At 64.1% G+C, this 18,092-nt stretch carries 16 protein-coding genes and 2 pseudogenes; 3 read left to right on the top strand and 15 right to left on the bottom strand.

Features of this window, described 5'->3' with window-relative positions:
• Positions 1–2: 2 nt before the first annotated feature.
• From X742_RS160795 to X742_RS160800, 4 genes and pseudogenes are all read right to left on the bottom strand, one after another.
• Positions 3–1,130 carry an extracellular solute-binding protein gene (locus tag X742_RS160795; RefSeq protein WP_031247755.1) on the bottom strand — a complete coding sequence of 376 codons (1,128 nt, stop codon included), beginning with the start codon at positions 1,128–1,130 and terminating at the stop codon, positions 3–5.
• Between the two features lie 32 nt (positions 1,131–1,162).
• Positions 1,163–2,140: pseudogene (locus tag X742_RS0136365) on the bottom strand (CaiB/BaiF CoA-transferase family protein); the annotation flags it as partial.
• Between the two features lie 3 nt (positions 2,141–2,143).
• Positions 2,144–2,473, bottom strand: a pseudogene (locus X742_RS1000000176705) (CoA transferase); the annotation flags it as partial.
• 2 nt (positions 2,474–2,475) lie between these two features.
• On the bottom strand, positions 2,476–3,027 hold the full coding sequence (locus X742_RS160800) for a MaoC family dehydratase (protein WP_023771189.1): 552 nt from the start codon (positions 3,025–3,027) through the stop codon (positions 2,476–2,478).
• A gap of 65 nt (positions 3,028–3,092) precedes the next feature.
• Here X742_RS160800 and X742_RS160805 point away from each other — a divergent pair, with 65 nt between their 5' ends.
• Positions 3,093–3,632 (top strand): beta-propeller fold lactonase family protein, encoded by a 540-nt coding sequence (locus tag X742_RS160805; RefSeq protein WP_280800186.1) that lies wholly within the window; start codon positions 3,093–3,095, stop codon positions 3,630–3,632.
• 25 nt (positions 3,633–3,657) lie between these two features.
• Here X742_RS160805 and X742_RS160810 read toward each other — a convergent pair whose 3' ends face one another.
• From X742_RS160810 to X742_RS160820, 3 genes are all read right to left on the bottom strand, one after another.
• Positions 3,658–4,644 carry a Tim44 domain-containing protein gene (locus X742_RS160810; protein WP_023771187.1) on the bottom strand — a complete coding sequence of 329 codons (987 nt, stop codon included), beginning with the start codon at positions 4,642–4,644 and terminating at the stop codon, positions 3,658–3,660.
• 74 nt (positions 4,645–4,718) lie between these two features.
• Positions 4,719–5,018: a zf-TFIIB domain-containing protein gene (locus tag X742_RS160815; protein ID WP_023771186.1), complete on the bottom strand. Its 300-nt coding sequence runs from the start codon at positions 5,016–5,018 to the stop codon at positions 4,719–4,721.
• Positions 5,019–5,203: 185 nt separating this feature from the next.
• Complete coding sequence (locus X742_RS160820) at positions 5,204–6,193, bottom strand: zinc-dependent alcohol dehydrogenase family protein (protein WP_023771185.1); 990 nt, start codon at positions 6,191–6,193, stop codon at positions 5,204–5,206.
• Positions 6,194–6,296: 103 nt separating this feature from the next.
• Between X742_RS160820 and X742_RS160825 the strand changes: the two genes are divergently transcribed.
• Entirely contained in the window at positions 6,297–7,199 is a 903-nt protein-coding gene (locus X742_RS160825; RefSeq protein ID WP_023771184.1) for a LysR family transcriptional regulator, read from the top strand.
• A 94-nt stretch (positions 7,200–7,293) separates the two neighbouring features.
• Positions 7,294–8,940 (top strand): acetolactate synthase large subunit, encoded by a 1,647-nt coding sequence (locus X742_RS160830; protein WP_023771183.1) that lies wholly within the window; start codon positions 7,294–7,296, stop codon positions 8,938–8,940.
• Positions 8,941–8,977: 37 nt separating this feature from the next.
• Here the strand turns inward: X742_RS160830 and X742_RS160835 are convergent, their stop codons facing one another.
• The 8 genes from X742_RS160835 to X742_RS160870 form a co-directional block, all read right to left on the bottom strand.
• On the bottom strand, positions 8,978–10,147 hold the full coding sequence (locus X742_RS160835; RefSeq protein ID WP_023771182.1) for a substrate-binding protein: 1,170 nt from the start codon (positions 10,145–10,147) through the stop codon (positions 8,978–8,980).
• Between the two features lie 78 nt (positions 10,148–10,225).
• Positions 10,226–10,927 carry an ABC transporter ATP-binding protein gene (locus X742_RS160840; protein ID WP_023771181.1) on the bottom strand — a complete coding sequence of 234 codons (702 nt, stop codon included), beginning with the start codon at positions 10,925–10,927 and terminating at the stop codon, positions 10,226–10,228.
• Between the two features lie 2 nt (positions 10,928–10,929).
• Positions 10,930–11,634 (bottom strand): ATP-binding cassette domain-containing protein, encoded by a 705-nt coding sequence (locus X742_RS160845; protein ID WP_023771180.1) that lies wholly within the window; start codon positions 11,632–11,634, stop codon positions 10,930–10,932.
• Complete coding sequence (locus X742_RS160850) at positions 11,634–12,617, bottom strand: branched-chain amino acid ABC transporter permease (protein WP_023771179.1); 984 nt, start codon at positions 12,615–12,617, stop codon at positions 11,634–11,636. Before X742_RS160850 ends, X742_RS160845 begins: the two co-directional genes overlap by 1 nt.
• A complete protein-coding gene (urtB, locus tag X742_RS160855) occupies positions 12,614–13,531 on the bottom strand; it encodes an urea ABC transporter permease subunit UrtB (RefSeq protein ID WP_245273842.1) in 918 nt (305 codons plus the stop codon). Before urtB ends, X742_RS160850 begins: the two co-directional genes overlap by 4 nt.
• Positions 13,476–14,597 (bottom strand): class II histone deacetylase, encoded by a 1,122-nt coding sequence (locus tag X742_RS160860; RefSeq protein WP_023771177.1) that lies wholly within the window; start codon positions 14,595–14,597, stop codon positions 13,476–13,478. The genes urtB and X742_RS160860 overlap by 56 nt, the downstream gene beginning before the upstream one ends.
• A gap of 80 nt (positions 14,598–14,677) precedes the next feature.
• A complete protein-coding gene (locus tag X742_RS160865) occupies positions 14,678–17,320 on the bottom strand; it encodes a LuxR C-terminal-related transcriptional regulator (RefSeq protein WP_245273841.1) in 2,643 nt (880 codons plus the stop codon).
• Positions 17,321–17,388: 68 nt separating this feature from the next.
• Entirely contained in the window at positions 17,389–18,036 is a 648-nt protein-coding gene (locus X742_RS160870; protein WP_023771175.1) for a GNAT family N-acetyltransferase, read from the bottom strand.
• Positions 18,037–18,092: the final 56 nt, after the last annotated feature.

Here is an 18,092-nt window from a genome sequence, read left to right as displayed (position 1 = left end):
GCTCAGCTCTCGCCAAGCGAGGGGGAACTGGCCCGGAACAGGCCGATGAGATCGGCGACGACCTGGCCGGCCGGATGGCCGGAGGTCAGGCCGGAATTGATGCGGTCGGACGCCGCTTGCTGGAAAGCCATGTAGCCGTCATGGCGCGGCCGCACCCAGGCGCTCTCCAGCGTCGCGCGCGTGCCCCGATAGAAGTTGCCGGCCAGTTCATTGATAGTCTGGTCTTCCCAGGCAGCCGCATGGCCCGGCTGGCCGCCGGCGGCGGCATAGATGCCACGCTGGACATCGCCGCTGGCGACCCAATAGGCAAAATCGATCGCTGCCTCTTTGGCCTTGGAGAAGGCTGATACGGCTATGCCTGTGCCGCCGAGCGCCGAGCCGGTCGGACCATTGGAACCGACGACCGGGATGTCGGCAAAAGCCAACCTGTTGGCGCGAAAACCCGACGCCGCATAAGAGGCGTAGCCATAGATCAGCGGCGCGCAGACGATGCGGGAACCAGCCTCGGCCATGAGTTCCGAAACGGCGATCGGGTCCATGTCGAAGCAGGTCGGGTCGACCGACGCCGCGATCTCACGCATCATCTCGAAGACTTCACAGCCCGTCTCGACATCGATGAGATCGCCCGACGGATCGGTCGCGCAGGCATGCCCGAGATTACCGGCCAGCGTGTAGAAAGTCATCAGGCAATGCGGCGGCAGCAACGGCAGAAGCACGTGGCCCTGCCGAGCGAGATCGAGCACTTCGCTCCATCGCGATGGCGGTTGGTCGAGCGCCTCGGGTCGCCAGGCCTGAACCTGCGTTGCCGCATCGATGGGAAACGCCCACTGCCGTCCTTGCCATGTGTAACTCGGAAAGGACTGGCCGACGCTGCCTGAGGCGAGGGCGGCGCGTTCCGCCTCGCGGCCGACGAGATCAAGCGGCTTGAGGCAGCGCTCCGCGGTAATCTGGCCGACATGCGGATGATCGATGACGATCAGGTCATAGGCGCGCGCCAACTCCTCGACCGGGAAGGACTCGAAATCCTGCAGCGAGCGCTTGTCCCATTCGACGGCAATGCCCGTCTTCTGCTTCCACACCGACGAGCAGGCGACCATCGGATCGAAGCCGCGCGGATGGTTCCAGGTCATGCCCCTGAGCGTGGGCTTGAGGGAGCGCGTGGTCACAGGCCGAACTCCTCGCGGATTGCGGCGCTATGCTCGCCAATCCGCGGTGCTGCCCGGTCGACCTTGGCCCTGACGCCATCGACCCGCAGCGGTGAACTGGTGGTGAGGATCGAGACATCGTCCTCGCGCGTCACCGTCTGCAGCATGCCGAGCGATTGGAAGCCCCCGCTTGCCAGCATCTCCGGCCAGGTCAGCACCTTGGCGCACCAGATGTCGGCAGGCTCGAGAATGGCCAGCCATTCGTCGATGGTTTTCGTTGCAATCCTCTGGGCGATGATCGCCTTGATATCGTCGCGCGCGGTGAACCAGGATTCCGGCCTGTCGCGATAGGAAGCCAGTTCATCGAGCGACAAAAGGTCGGCCAACTTGGGGATCGGCGTCATGGCGATGGCGAGATAACCGTCCCTGGCCGGATAGACTCCGTAAGGCGCCGAGAGATAGGCATGCGCGCTGCGGAAGCTCGAGCGCCTGGGCAGGCGGCGCCCGTCATTGAGATGCGTGGTCAGCACCTCGAACTGGAAGTCGACCAGCGCTTCCAACAGGCTGGTCTCGATATGGCTGCCCTGGCCGGTGATGCCGCGCCGCACAAGTGCTGCGAGAATGCCTTGCGCGCAGGCCGCACCCGCCAGCATGTCTCCGATGGCGAGGCCGAACGGCACCGGCCCCTGGTCTTCGTCGCCGTTCAGCCACATCACCCCGGAGCGCGCCTGCGCCAACAGATCCTGGCCGGGCCGCTTGACCCATGGGCCGTCCTCGCCATAACCGCTGATCGAGGCATAGACTAGGCGCGGATTGATCTGGCGGACGGCCTCGTAGTCGAGGCCAAGGCGCTCGATGACACCCGGCCGGAAATTCTGGATCAGCACATCGGCCTTGGCCAGCAGCCCGCGCAATGTATTGAGGTCCGCCTCGTTCTTCAGATCGATGGCGAGGCTTTCCTTGGCCCGGTTGATGGCATGGAAGATGGTGGAATCGCNGCGCTCGATGACACCCGGCCGGAAATTCTGGATCAGCACATCGGCCTTGGCCAGCAGCCCGCGCAATGTATTGACGTCCGCCTCGTTCTTCAGATCGATGGCGAGGCTTTCCTTGGCCCGGTTGATGGCATGGAAGATGGTGGAATCGCCGCCGATCTCGGTGTCGCTGAGATAGAGCCGGCGCGACAGGTCGCCGCCGTCAGGACGCTCTATCTTGATGACGCGGGCGCCGAGATCGAGCAGCCTAAGCGAGCAGTAGGGCCCGGACAGGAACTGGCTCATGTCGACGACGATGACACCGGCAAGCGGCAATTCGGCTGCTGCCGGCATCTCTATTTCTCCGTCTTGCCGAGGAAATCGGCCGGGTTGCGGTACTTCACCGTCTGCAGATGCTCGCAATAGAGAACGAGCTCGCCTTCTCCCTTGAACACCTCGTAGCTGGCGCGGATCAGGCCCATCTCCTTGTAGCGGGGCTTCTTGTCGAGGTTGGAGCGGATCGAATAGATCGTATCCCCGATGAAGACAGGCTTTATGAACCGTAGCTTGTCATAGCCATAGGAAAAAGCGTTGACGCAGTTGGTGGCGACCAGCCCGAGGCCGGCCGAGAAGACGAACGCGCCGGCAATCAGCCGCTTGCCGAAAATGCCGTCGCTCTCGGCAAACATCTGGTCCTGCACGTAAGGATGGATGTCGAGCACCAGCGTGTTGAAAAGGTGGCTGTCGCCCTCGGCCATGGTGCGACGCAGCGAGCGGATCTTTTGGCCGACCGGCCAGTCCTCATAGAACCAGTTCTCGGCGTTCCACACCGGCAGGGCGGCATGATCGGCGGGCATATTCCTAGGGTGCGTCGAGACAACTCCAACGGTTGGCGCGAAATCGCTCATGGCGTAGTCCAGCGGGCTCGAGAAAGCGCCCATCCAGCCATTCGAGCACGCTTCAAAGCGCCTGAGTGCACGACGTCCTCCTCCCATCAATCTTCTTTTGTAAATACTATTTTCACATATGGGTTTGCGTTGCAAGCGAGGACAAGCGAAATTTTGGCGGTCCCACGCGCCGCTTTGTCTTTGTCATGAACGAGCTGGATTCGACTGTCGCGTCGATGGCGCTCGACAATGCGACTGGCAGGCTATCGTTCATCGACACGAAGCCGGCGGTGCCGGCCGAGGCCCGCGACAGCAATCACTGCGCCGATATCCAGATCTCGCCGGACGGCCGTTTCGTCTATGGCGGCAACCGTGGCCACGACAGCGTCGTCATCATGGCGGTCGACCAGGAGACCGGCAGCTTAAGTCTTGTCGGCTTTATCCCTTGCGGAGGCGCCACGCCGCGCAATCTGGCGCTGACACCTTCGGGCGGCCATCTGTTCTCCGCCAACCAGAATGCCGACCGCATTTCGATCTTCGTCCGCGACGCCCGCAAGGGCATGCTGACCGATACCGGGCGCGGCATCGAGATCGGCACGCCGATGTGTGTCAAGATCGTCGCATGACCACCGGCCAGCAGACTAGCCGGGCTCAAGCCTCTTGGATGGCCGAGAGTTTCCAGCTCGAGCCATTCTGGCGCGTGAACGTCCACAACTCGGTCGTCTCGGTCGGCTGCTCCTCATCGCCCTCGACGACCTTGCCGCTCGCCCGTTCGCGCATCACGTCACGGGACTCGTAGCGCAACGCCGCCGTGGCGTAGTCGCGGTCATCCTCGCGCCAGCTTTCCGCGATGTCGGCCTGCAGCAGCGTGACGTCGGATACTTCGTTCCTGAGACCTTTCTGGGCATTGTCTGCCAGCTCTTCCGACAGATAGGACACCATCTCGGGCGTCACCGACCGGCGCAATGCCGCATGGTCTTCGCGGCCGAATGCTTCCTGAATCTCGGTCAGCAACTGCTGGAACGCCTCGAGGTCGGCCTGGGCCAGCGTGATCTCTTCGGATCGGGTGGTCTCGTAGCCTCCGCCCGATCCGCCGCCAAACCCCGGAATTGTGAAGGAGCCAGCGCTTCCCGTCTCCTGTTGTGCGCGGTTCTCGAACCGTGAAGCCTGGGTATTGCCTATGCCGGCGAGCGCGGGCGCGGGGCCACGCGCGGATTGCGATCGGAAGAACCTGATGGCCAGCATGATCGCGCCACCGATGAGCAGGGCTTGGAGCAGGAATCCGAACATGCCGGCAAGGCCGCCGAAACCTTGGCCAAGGAGCAGTCCGATCAGGCCGCCGATCAGCAGGCCGCGCATCATCGTTCCACCGAAGCCGCTCATGAAGCCGGGCCTCTGCAGTCCGGCCGGCGGCTGCCGGGCAGCATTGTTCACGCCGGTATTGGGTGTCATCGAACGCTCGACCGGCGCGGTCGGCGCCGGCGCGGTCCGGGTCGGCGGGGCCGATTGGAACGTGCGCGTGCCGCGACTGCCGAAACTGCCGCCGCGCCGCGCCTCGGCATGATCGATCGCAACCATGGAGAATGCAAGGAACAGGCCGGCAAAGAGTGTGGCGAATCGGCTTGTGCGGGAAATCATCGGGTGACCTTTATCGCTGTGGTTTGGGGCGTTTTCGGCAAAGGGCCGGCCTTGGAAAGACCGGCCTCATATGGTCAATCGAACAGCTCTTCGAAAAATGATTTCTTCCGCTTCGGATAGCGGTGGCCATGCGAGCGGGAATAGTCGTCATCGCGGTCCCGGCCACGGGGCGGCGGGGAGAACGCTGCCGGCTGTGGCTGCGGCGCGGGCGATGTGTCCCTGCCGGACCGTTCGATGATCTTGTCGAGTTCGCCACGATCAAGCCAGACGCCGCGGCACTGCGGACAGTAGTCGATCTCGATCCCCTGGCGTTCGCTCATCACGAGGGCGACGCGGCAGGAGGGGCAAACCATGCCAAGGAGGGAAGATGTCATGTGGGGCTCCTAACCAGAAAGGAATGAGCCCGCTTAACCGAAAGGAATGGAAACGGGCCCGTTGAAGCGGTCCGACATCACGGTCGCCAAAGCGACAGTCAGAGGGGCCCGGCCCGCACACGGGAGTTAGGAATGCGGGGCGAAGCCTTCAAGGGGCAATGTTGCCGGCGAGAGCGATTTGCTGCTTAAACCGTCACCACGATCTTGCCGAACTGCTCGTTCGATTCGAGATAGCGATGCGCCTCGACGATCAGGTCGAAGGGAAAGATCCTGTCGATGATCGGCCTGAGCGTGCCGTCCGCCAGGCCTTCGAGGATGAATGCCTTGGCCGCCTCCAACTTCTCCGGGTTGCCGGTGATCTCGTGCACGAGATAGCCGCGCAATGTCAGCGTCTTGCCCAGTATCGCAGGTAAGGGGAAAGGGGTCGGCTCGCTGCTGAGGCCGCCATATTCGATCAGAATGCCGCCTCGCGACATCGCCGCCGTCAACGGCTCGAAGATCGGCCCGCCGATCGCGTCCAGCACCACGCGCACGCCTTGCGGTCCGGCGATCTGGCTCAGTCTTTCCGCAAGTTCCTCTTCCTCAAGGACCACGACATGTGCTGCGCCGGCGTCGAGCAGAGCCTGCTTCTTCACCGATGTCCGCGTCACCGCGATCGCTATCGCACGAACGCTGTTGGCGATCTGGATCGCCGCAAGCCCGACGCTGCTCGAAGCCGCCGTGATGACGACGCCTTCTCCGGGGCGCAGCCTAGCGATGTCGATCAGGGCGCCGTAGGCGGTGAGGTACGGCATCCAGACCGCCGCCGCGGTTTGCCAGTCGAGGGACGCCGGATGCTTGATGATGAGCCCCGCGGGAAAGGTGACAAGCTCACCGTAAGCCGGCCAGCGAACCATCGATTGCGGCGGGATGACACTGACGGCGTCCCCAGCCGCCAGCCTCGTCACGCCTTCGCCAATTGCCTCGATGACGCCCGCCGCTTCCAGCCCGAGCCCGGAGGGGAGCCCAGGCGTCTCGATATAGCTGCCCGCGCGCAGCAGCGCCTCGGCGCGGTTGAGGCCGAGCGCCTTGACGCGGATTTGAACCTCGCCCGGGCCCGGTGGGAGTAGGTCGACCTCCTCGATGCGCAGGACCTCGGGACCACCATGCTGGTGGAAGCGAATGATACGGGCCATTCGGTTCACTCCAAATTATCTGACACCTAATGAGCTATGACGCGAAAGCTTTGTGCGATAAACGGCTGTTCGGATTATGCAGTAGAAATCCGGAGTTTCGAATATGGATAGGCTCGAGAGCATGGCCGTGTTCGTCAGGGCGGTCGATCTCGGCTCGTTCGCGGCAGCGGCCACTGCGCTCGATCTATCCGCACCGATGGTCGGCAAGCATGTCCGGTTTCTCGAGGAGCGGCTTGGCATGCGTCTCATCAACCGGACCACGCGCCGCCAGAGCCTGACCGATTTCGGCCGCGCCTATTATGAGCGGTGCCGCCTAGTACTGGCCGAGGCCGAAGCGGCCGATGCGCTCGCCGCCGACCAGCTCTCGGAACCGCGCGGAAAACTGCGCGTCACCATGCCGGCGCATTTCGGGCGCCACTGCGTCACCCCCGTGCTGCTGAAGCTGGCAGGGCAATATCCGATGCTGGAACTCGACCTGTCGCTCAGCGACCGTTTCGCCGATCTCGCCGAGGACGGTTTTGACCTCGCCATCCGAACCGGCGGTCTGGACGACAAGGCCGGTGTGATCGCCCGTCGCGTTGCACGCCAGGACATGGTCGTCTGTGCCGCGCCTTCCTATCTGGAAATTCATGGCGAGCCGCGGCGGATCGACGACCTCGCCGATCACCAGGCGATTGTCTACCGCCGGCCCGGCATGATCGTTCAGCCGTGGCTATTTCCGCGCGAGGCGCAGACTGCGCTCGAGCTTATCCCAAACGGCCGGCTGCGGCTCGACGATCTCGATGCTATCGCCGATGCCGCCGTCGACGGCATGGGGCTGGCGTGGTTGCCTTACTGGCTGGCTCGTGAGCGCATTCAGGCCGGCACGCTGGTCGAGTTGTTGCCGGACCAGCCACGATATCCCTACGATTGTCATGCGCTCTGGCTGCGGACGCCGCATCTGTCGCTCAAGGTCAGGCTGGCCGTCGACGCATTGGCGGCCGCCTTACCGAAAATGATGGCGTGATCGCCAACTGACGACTTGCGCTCTTTGAGGCGTGGCGTTCGGGTGCCATATGAAGGTGGCTTATGGAATGCGCGCATCGCAGGAGAGACGGTTCATGACCAAGGGTTCGGATCTGTTCGTGGCGGCCCTCGAAAATGAAGGGGTCGAACGAATTTTCGGCATTCCGGGCGAAGAAAATCTCGACATCGTCGAATCCATCCGCCGCTCGTCGATCCAGCTGATCCTGACGCGCCACGAGCAGGCGGCGGCCTTCATGGCCGCCACCTATGGCAGGCTCACCGGCAAGCCGGGTGTGTGCATCACAACGCTTGGCCCCGGCGCCCTCAATCTGACGACCGGCTCTGCCTATGCGCTGCTTGGCGCGATGCCGATGATCATGATCACCGGCCAGAAGGGCATCCTGTCGTCCCGGCAGGCGCGCTTCCAGATCGTCGACATTGTCGCGGCGATGAAGCCGCTGACCAAGCTGTCACGCCAGATCGTCTCGCCCAGGATGATCCCGTCGCTGGTGCGCGAGGCCTTCCGCGTCGCCCAGGAAGAGCGCCCCGGCCCCGTGCATCTCGAACTGCCGGAAGACATAGCGGCGGCGGAATGCGAGCCGATCGCCCTGGTCCCGACGCATCCGGTCGAATTGCCCCTGGCCAGCGCTGGCGCGCTCGATCGCGCCGCCCGCATGATCATCGAGGCCAAGCGTCCGCTGCTGATGTTCGGGGCCGCGGCGTCGCGCCCGCGCGTCACTCCCGATGTCGCCCAGTTCGTGCTGCGCACGCAAATTCCCTATTTCACCACGCAGATGGGCAAGGGCACGGTGCCCGGCGGTACCGAACTCTACATGGGAACGGCGGCCCTTTCGGAACGCGACTACGTGCACGAGGCCATCGAACAGGCCGATCTGATCATCACCATTGGCCACGACACGGTCGAGAAGCCGCCCTTCATCATGGGGGCGAAGGGGCCGAGGGTTATACATGTCGGCTACCAGACGGCTGATGTCGAGCAGGTCTATTTCCCGCAAGCCGAGATCGTCGGCGACCTCGGCCCATCGCTGGCGCTGCTGGCGGACCGCATTGAGGGCAAGATTCCCAACGCGCAGGCCCTGCTGCCGCTGCGCGAAGGCATTTTGAGCCACATCGCCGCGCGCGCCACCGAAGACCGTTTCACGCCGCAACGCATCGTGCATGACGTGCGCGCCGTGATGCCGGCGGACGGGATCCTCGCGCTGGACAACGGCATGTACAAGATCTGGTTCGCGCGCAACTACCGCACGCGCATGGCCAACACGCTGCTGCTCGACAATGCGCTGGCGACCATGGGCGCCGGCCTGCCGTCGGCGATGATGGCGGCACTGCTCTATCCCCAGCGTCGCGTCATGGCCATTTGCGGCGACGGTGGCTTCATGATGAACAGCCAGGAACTGGAGACTGCTGTCCGGCTCAAGCTCAACCTCGTCATCCTGCTGCTGGAAGACCATGCCTATGGCATGATCCGCTGGAAGCAGGCTGTCGACGAATTCCCGGATTTCGGCATGACCTTTGGCAATCCCGACTTCGTCAAATACGCCGAAGCCTATGGCGCCAAGGGGACCAGGGTTGGCGAAGTTGCCGACCTGCTGCCGGCGCTGGAACAGGCCTTCGCCGGCGGCGGCGTGCATCTCGTCGTCGTGCCCATGGACTATTCCGAAAACACCAGGGTGCTTGTCGACGAATTGCGCGAGCGCTTGCCCGCGCCAAAGGCACCCTGACGGCAGCGGCAAAGCCGCCGTCAGGATCGGTTGATGCCTACAGCTTGCAGTAAGGCGTTACCGGCGCGATCGTTCCGAAATCCTTGACGATCTCGTAGCCGATGCCGTCCGCCGCCGCCTTGCCGACATAGGAATGGCAGAGCGTGTGGTTGTTGCTGGCATCGACCCGGATCTTGCCTTGTGGCGCATCGAACTCGATCGTAGGCAGCGCCTTGAGTACATCGTCATCCTTCAGCGAGCCGGCCTTCTCGGCCGCCAGCGCGTAGAGATGCAGGCCGTTATAGCCGGCCTCGCCGATGCCATTGACCATCTTCTCCTGGCCGAATTTCTCGCGGAAGTTCGCGATGAACTTCTTGTTGACCGGGTTGTCGAGCGCCATCCAGTAGGGCTGCGGCGCGTAGGTGCCGGCGGCGACGCCAGGCGGCAGCGCGTCCTTGTTGAAGACCTCGTCGAGCGGTGCGATCAGAGGCTGTTTGATGTCGAAGCTGCGATACTGCTTGAGCTGCGTGACGGCGTCGTTGCCGACCACCATCGACCACACGACATCAGGCTTCAACGACTTGATCTTCTGGAAGGCCGGGCCGAAATCCGTGGTGCCGAACGGATAAAAGTCGGCGCCGACGATCTTGCCGCCGGCCATTTCATAGGCCGCTGTGATCGCCTCGGTCATCTTCTGCGGCCAGGCATAGTCGGACGCCATGATGTAGATGGTCTTGCCGAGGTTTTCGGCCACCCACGGCATCATCGGGTCTACCTGCTGCATCGGGATAGGTCCGGTGGCGACGAAGTAGCGATTGCATTCGCCGCCCTCGAAATTGGTCGGGTAGAAGAACAGCTTCTTGGCCTTCGAGGTGACGGAAAGCGTGGCGCTGCGCTCGGGCGAAATGATCGTTCCCATGATCACGTCGACCTTGTCCTCGTTGAGGAGCTTGCGGGCCTTGTCGATGGACCCCTTGGTCGTGGTCTGGTTGTCCTCGATGAAGAGCTCGACCTGGCGCCCGCCAATGCCATTGGCGGCGTTGAGCTCGGCGGCGGCGAGCTTGTAGCAATTGAGCAGCGTCTCGCCCAGGATCGCCTGCAGCCCTGTGATCGGGATCGATAGCCCGACCTTGACCGTATCTGCAGCGCGCAGGATTCCAGGCGCGCCGACCATTGCGAAGGCGGCCGCGGCGCCGCCGGATTTCAGAACAGTTCTTCTGTTTATCATTGTTGTGTTCCCTTCCAGTCCAGGCGCGCCCCATGCACGCCTTACAAGTCAACAAGCTCCCAGGCGCTTCAGGCGCCCCTATAGGGCCAACAGGTCCTTCAGTAGGGTCTCGTCGGCGAATGCTTCCGGCGTGCCCTCATGCACGATCCTGCCCTTCTCCATCACCAGGCAGCGATCCGCCGCCTTGAGAACGAGATCGAGATTCTGCTCGACCAGAACGATGGCGATGCTACGCTCACGCGCGATGCGCGGCACCAGCTCGGCAATCGATTGCACGACGTTCGGCTGGATGCCTTCCGAAGGCTCGTCGAGCAGCAGCACCGACGGCAGGCCGCACAGCGCGCGGCCTATCGCCAGCATCTGCTGCTGGCCCCCCGAGAGCGTACCGGCGATCTGCGCCTCGCGCTCGCGAAGGATGGGAAAATAGCCAAAAATATCGGCTGGAATGTCGCCGTCGCCACGATCCTTGGCGGCGCGCGTGCCGACTTCCAGATTCTGTCGCACGGTCAGCTGATTGAAGATGCCTCGGCCCTGCGGCACATGGGCGATGCCCACGCGTGCGCGGCGGAAGGCCGGCGCGTTGGTGAGATCCTGGTCGCCGAGAACCACCGCGCCGCCGCTCGCCTTCAGGCCGCCAGCGATGACGCGCAGCAGCGTTGTCTTGCCAGCACCGTTGCGGCCGAGCAGGCCGACCACTTCGCCCGCCGCGACGCCGAGGTCGATGCCGTTCAGCACTGGGAGCGGGCCGTAGCCGGCCGAAACGGCAAGTGTCCGCAGCATGCTCAGCGCCTCCCTAGGTAGACGTCGCTGACCATCTCGTCGGCCTCGATGTCGCGGAAGGGACCGCTGCGAAGCAGGCGCCCCTGGTGCAGCACGAGCGTCTCGCAATTCAGCGCCCGCACGAAGCGTATGTCATGCTCGACCGCGACAATCGAGAACTCGCCCTTCAGCCGCAGCAGCATTTCGGCCGTCGCCAGCGTCTCCTGCGGCGTCATGCCGGCGGTTGGCTCGTCGAGCAAAAGCAGCCGTGGCTCGATGGCCAGCGCCATACCGATCTCCAGCCATTGCTTCTGGCCGTGCGCCAGTTCGCCGGCTAATGTGGCGGCACGATTGGTCAGCGCGACCAGTTCCATCAATTCACCGATTGTCCGGGCCGGGGAGGGGGCACCCCATCGTGCGACCTTGAGGTTGTCCTCAACCGAGAGGCTCGGGAAGACGGACGGGATCTGGAACTTGCGGGCAATGCCGAGCCGGGCGATGCGATGCAGCGGCAGGCCGGCAATGTCTCGGCCGAGGAAATGGACGCTGCCGCTGGTCGGGCGCAGCGTGCCGGTCAGAACGTTGAGGAACGTGCTCTTGCCGGCGCCGTTCGGCCCGATGATGCAGCAGAGCTCCTTGTCGCGGACCGTCAGGTTCAATCCTTCGAGGGCCTGCAGCCCTCCGAAGCGGATGCCGACATTTTCGGCCTGGAGCAGGACGTCGCTCATCAGGCCTGCCTCCTGCCTTTGAACAGGCTCCTCAGCCGCGCATAGATCGACAGGATGCCGTCCGGCAGGACAAAGACGATGATGACGAAGACGCAGCCCAGCAGCAGCGGCCATAGGCTCGGATTGAAGCTGCTGATCGTCTGCTGCGCGCGCTGGATGAAGATTGCGCCCAGCACTGGGCCAAGCAGCGTGCCGCGCCCGCCGACCGCCACCCAGACAATGACCTCCGTCGACAGAAGCAGTCCGGACAGATCGGGGGCAACCAGCCCGGCCATGCAGACATAGAGCGCGCCGGCAAGCCCGGCGATGGCTGCCGAAAGGATGAAGGTGACGAGCAGCCGTAACGGCGCATTATGGCCGAGTGCCGCCGCCCGGACCTCATTGTCCTGAATGGCGGTCAGCACCGTGCCCCAGCGGCCACGGCTGATCGACCACAGCGCCAGCACGACCACGGCGACGACAGCCGAGACGAAGATATAGCTCGGCAGGTCCTGGCTGAGGTCGACATTCCGGCCACCAACATCGAATTCGATCGGCGGAATGCCGATCAGGCCGCTGTCGCCACCGGTGACCGAACTCCACGAGACCGCGGCCTGCTGGCAGATGACGCCCATGGCGAGCGTGACAATGGTGAAGTAGCTGCCGCGTATGCCGCCGAAGAACAGGAAGTAACCGATGATGGCGGCGACGAAGGCAGCACCCGCAATGGCGCCCACGATGCCGAGCAAGCCGCCGAAAGGAATGGCGTCGTTGAGCGTGACCAACGCCATGATGTAGCCGCCTATACCGAAGAAAGCGGCGTGGCCGAAGCACAATATGCCGGTGCGGCCCCAGAAGAAGTCGAGGCTCGCCGCGAACAGGCCGAAGATCAGCGCGTCGCGGATCACCGTCAGTTGGTAGCCGTCGGCGAGGAAGGGATATAGGATCGCGAGCGCCACGCAGACGACGAAGATCAGCAGCCAGTTGCGGTCCCGGGCGATCATCGCGAAGCCCCGTTGAACAGGCCGTTGGGCCGCAGCCGCACGGCGACGATGGCCGCCAGCAGCACGATCGCCTGCGCCAGCGATGGCGAGATCTGGTAGTTGAGGATGCTTGTCAGCCCGCCGACGAAGACGCTGCCGGCGACGAGGCCGCCAATCGAGCCGACCCCGCCGACGATCACGACGAAGAAGGCGTTGGCGAGATAGTTCACCCCCATCTGCGGCAGCACGATCGCCAGCGGCGCGACCAGCCCACCCGCAAGGCCCGCGATGGCCGCGCCGAAGGTGAAGGCGATGGCGTAGGTGCGGCGCGTGTTGATACCGACGCCCTCCGCCATTTCGCGGTTCTGGATGACGGTGCGGATGTCGAGGCCGAAGGATGTGCGGCTGATCAGCAGGATGACGCCGAGCAATGTCGCCATGGCGATGCCGATCAGGATCAGCCGATAGGCCGGATAGACGGTGAAGAAGAGGTCGAGCGTGCCCTCGATCGGCGGCGTCACCGGCTTGGCGCCGAGGCCAAAGGTCAGTTCCAGCCCCTGCTGGAGGATGAGGCTGACGCCCCAGGTGGCAAGCACCGTCGACACCGGCCGCGAATAGAGGTGGCGAATGATGGCGAATTCCAAGATGCAGCCGACCACGGCGCCGGCGATCGGCGCCGCCGCCAGGCCCAGCCAGAACGAGCCGCCCATGCTCTGGATGAAGTATACCGCGAAGGCGCCGACGGTGACGAACTCGCCATGCGCCAGATTGGTCACGTTCATCAGGCCGAAGCTGATCGCCAGCCCGAGCCCGACCAGCATCAGGATGCTGATCAGCGTCAGTGCATTGAGCAATGTCGTGATGGCGAAATCCATCGCTTCAGGCCGCGCTGGCGAGGCGTTGGCGCAAGCGCGCGAGCAGGCCTTCAGCGGCATCGATCACCGCCGCCTGATGCGGCTGCAGGTCCTGCCCCGCCCACTCGTCGATATGGTCCGACAGCGGGTCGACCACCTCGGTGCGGTGATTGGCCAGCGTCTCGATGACGGCGTGGCCGCAGAATGGCACATAGCCCTCGGAATAGCCGCCTTCATGGCTCATCATCAGCCGTCCGTTCGAGACTTCGGCCGCGAGCGCCACCATGCGCGCGGCAAGGCGGCGAAAACATTCGCTGTTGAGCATCATGCGGCCGAGCGGATCGAAGCCGGACGCGTCGAAACCGGAAGCGACGATGACGAGGTCGGGCTTGAACGCGCGCAAGGCAGGGCCGATGACGCGGTCGAACGTGGCTTCATAGGCGCCTGTGCCGCTGCCGGCCGGCAGTGGGATGTTGATGTTGTAGCCTTCGCCTTCGCCCTTGCCATTGTCGGCCAGCGCGCCGCGTCCGGTCGGGTAGAGATTGTCCTGGTGAAGCGAAATCGTCAGCACCGACGGATCGGAATAAAACACCGTCTCTGTGCCATTGCCGTGATGCACGTCCCAGTCCACCACGGCGGCACGGCCGAGCAGGCCCTCGTGCTGCAGCCGCCGCACGGCGACGCCGATGTTGGAAAACAGGCAATTGCCCATGGCCTGGTCGGGTTCGGCATGGTGCCCGGGCGGCCGCGCCAGCGCATAGGCGTTGTCGACGCGGCCGGTCAGCACCGCACGCATCGCGGCATAGGTGGTGCCGGCGGACAACAGCGCGATGTCGAAACTGTTGAGGCCGATCGGTGCCTGAGGCCCGGCGAAACCGGATCCGCCTTCGCTCAGTATCCTGATATCATCGACGTGGCGCTGCGTGTGGACGCGCAGCAGGTCTTCCACCGTTACCGGTTCGGCAATGATCGGAACCAGATGGCGTGCCAGGCCGCTGACCTGGATGAGATTGTTGAGCCGTCGCTTCGATCCAGGCGATTCCAGGTGGCGTCCGGGTTCCACGAAACGGCCGGGAGGCATCATGTCGGCGCTGGAGCCGGTATCATGCCACATCAGCTGTTCGTGAAAAACGTAGCCTGTCGCCATCCGCGGCATCCTCTAAAAACCAGACGCTAGCAGGCTAACAATCGCCCGGCCCGACCCTAAAGAGGGGCCACGTCTGTTATCTATGCCCCTCCTTTCGGAGGGGTACGGAGGTTTGCGGCGACCTGCGCCGCGCGCACCGCCTGGACGCGGTTCGATACCGAGAGCTTGCCGAAGATGTTTTTCAAATGCCACTTCACCGTCGTTTCGCTTACCGACAGTGCAACGGCGATATCGCGATTGGACATGCCTTCCGAAAGAAAGTGCAGCAACTCGGACTCGCGCTGGGTGAGCTGTTCTTTCTCGACCGTCGGGGCGGCTGGTTTGCGCGTCGTCACGGGCATCGTCTGCGCTGCATTGATGATGCGCGTCGCATAGGCCGACAGTGACGGGTCGGCCTTTGCCTGGGCCGCCCGCAGTCGCATCAAACCTTCGACGACAGACCTGCCCTCGTCGACGAAGGAGCGGATGAAGCCCGAGGGTTGCGCAAGGCGCAATGCTTCGTGCAGATGGCGGTCTGCCCCCCGCTGGTCATGGCCGGCGCTCTTGGCGCGCAGGATCAGCGCCAGTATGTGCCGGCGCATGCGCCCGCTGCTTTTGGTTCGCTCCAGCAGTGCGTCGAAAATTGCCGCCGCCGCCGCGTAGGATTTTTCCGCCGTAAGCAGCCGGCCTTCGGCGAAGAACTCGAATTCGTTGGCGACGGTAGAGGCGGTTTCAGCGCTTTCGCGGCGATGCTCGTCGAGCAACACGCGGGCTTCGGGGATGCGGTTCTGGTCAAGAAGCAGCCGGATACGATCGTGCACCAGCACCGAAGCGAGGCGGCGGTAGACGGAGCCGCGCGCGCGCTGGTAGACGCGCTCCAGCATGTCGAGGGCGGCTTGGCCGCGACCGGTCAGCTGCAGCGCCCGGGCATAGGTCGGCACGCTGGCGAGGGGATAGACAATGACCGCGGCGCCCTCGATCAGCGGCCCGAGATTCTCCACCAGCGCCAGTGCCTCGCCGGATGCGTTGGTCTCATAGGCGAGTTCGGCAAGCAGCGTTCCGGCGAGGGCCTCGGCATAGGAGTTGGCGCCGATCCGCGTCCTGGCCTCGATGATCGCGTTGCGCAGCAGCCGTTCGGCCGCGGGCAGGCGGCCGGCCGAGCGCTCGATGACGGCCATGTAGCAGTTGGCGATGGTGACGCCGAGCAGGCTGCCGCTTCGCTCATGGGCCTTGCGCGCCGCGTCCACGGCAGCGCGAGCGCCCTCAAGGTCGCCAAGCGCGTAGAGATTGTAGCCGATGACGTTTGCGGTCGCGCCTTCCATGAACCACGCATCGGGGGCGATGATGCGCAGGGCCGCCAGTGCGGTGTCGCGCGCGTCCTCGAACTGTTCCAGCGTGCTGTGCACGGCCGCTGCAAGGACCTCGAGTTCAGCCTCGATGGTCGTGCCGGTCAGCGTGCCCGGGTCCTTTCTATCGGTCGGCCCGGTTTCGACGAGCTGGCGCGCGTTGGCGAGGGTCTGCTGGGCAATCTCGGGCTGGCTGCTGTGCACCGCAAGCCATAGCACGACGAGTTGCAGCCGGATGCGCTGGTCGATCAGTTTCCTTGGCAGCAGCGCCAGCAGTTGGCGCACATAGAGAAGCTGGCATTGAGCGATGAGTTCTAGCGCGTTGTTCTCGATGAACACCGCGGCGCGGGCTTCGTCGCCGGCGGCAAGCGCATGGCCGATGGCCTCGGTCAGCATCTTGCGTTCGCCGAACCATTCCGAAGCCGCCAAGTGCAGCGGTGCGATCATCTCCGGCTCCCGCCGCTCCATTTCACGGCTGAGGAAGTCGTGGAAAAGGTGATGATAGCGGAACCAGCGCCGTTCCTCGTCGAGCGGCACCAGGAACAGGTTGCGGGTCTCGATCTCGGTGATGGCAACCTCGGCGTCCGCCTCCCGAATCACCGCCCGGCAGGCCTCGGCGCTGAAGCGCTCGAAAATCGAGGAATAGAGCAGGAACTTCGCCAGCACCGGCGGCAGTTCCAGGAACACTTCTCCCATCAGGAAGTCGGCGACGTTGCGGTTGGCGCCGGTGAAATTGCCGATGACGGTTTCGGGCGCATGGGCCGCACCGAGCGACAGCGAGGCGAGCTGCAGGCCGGCGGCCCAGCCTTCGGTGCGCGAGCACAGTGTTTCCACCGTGCCGCTGCTGACAGAGAGGCCCAGCTTGTCGTTGAAGAAGGCTTCGGCTTCCGACGAGGCGAAACGCAGATCGTCCGGGCCGATTTCAAAGATATCGCCGAGCACCCTGAGCTTGCCGAGCTGCAGCTCGGGCAGGTTGCGCGAACCGATGACGAAGACGACGTTGGTTGGTGCCTGCCGGGTCAGCCGTTCCATGAACCGCTTCACCGCCGGTGCATCGATGGCGTGATAGTCGTCGAAGAACAGGGTGATGTCGGCGTGGCGTGCCGCGAAACCCGACACGAGTGCCGCAAGCACCACGTCGAGCTGCGGGATGGGGCTCGACTGGAAGGCGAGGTCGAGCTCGGCCGGGTTCTGGACGAGATGGCGCAACGCCCCCACCAGATGCGACAGGAAGGCGCCTTCGTCATTGTCCGTCGCCTCGCAGGACAGCCAGGCCGTCAGCCGGCCGTGGCGCGCGACCTCGGCCGCCCATTGCGCCATCGTCGTCGATTTGCCGAAGCCGGCGGGCGCGGCGAACAGCACGATGCGCGTGTCGACATTCCGCTCCAGCCTCGACAAGATGCTCTCGCGCCGTACCCACCGGCGGTGGTGAGGCGATGCCAGGCTGGTGGGTTGCGACGATGGTCTCATCTGGCGCCGGGCACCCATTCCGTTTCGATCAGCGGAATTTGCGGCGCGCAATCGCGCGGCAGGGTTCCCTTGATCCTGGGATCATCGGTGATTTCGAAACCGGTTGCATAGGGTTCAAATCCGCAAGCCCTGTAAAAACCGATGACGCTGTGATGATCGAAGCTGCTGGTGTGCAGCCAGATGCGGATGGGACCTAGGCGCCATGCCTGGTCGAGCGCGCCCGCCATCAGCCGTTTGCCGAAGCCTTGGCCAGTCAAGGAGGGAAACAGGCCGAAATAGGTGATCTCGATCTCGTTGCTGTCGGCGAGAGAGAATTCGACCATGCCGACCTGGCCCCCACTCTCATCATGGCCGTAGTAGAGATGCTGACGTGGGTCGGCGAAATGCGCCGCGATGTCGGCGTCCGACATTTCGGCGGCGCGGTCCCAGAGCCAGGGAGCGCCGATCTCGAGGAAGACTGCGCGGTAGACGGCGGGATCGGGCTTGGTGACGCGGCTCATCGTCAGCGGATGCACGAGACCGGGCACCGGGGCACGCGCCTCCATCCACGTCACCGCATTGATGATTTTGCCTGCCGGCACGCGCCGGTAGCCCGGCGCGAGATCGGTGGTTTCATCCGGCAATGAGCCTTCAGTGACTTGCATCTGTCCTCGGTCTTCCGCCGCGCAGCCTGGGCGGCATGTCAAGAAGCTGATGCCAA

Origin of the sequence: Mesorhizobium sp. LNHC229A00, from assembly GCF_000502415.1 — a bacterium.
Taxonomy (GTDB): domain Bacteria; phylum Pseudomonadota; class Alphaproteobacteria; order Rhizobiales; family Rhizobiaceae; genus Mesorhizobium.
The sequence above is the reverse complement of the archived record's forward strand: the minus strand, read 5'-3'. Positions and strand labels throughout refer to the sequence as shown.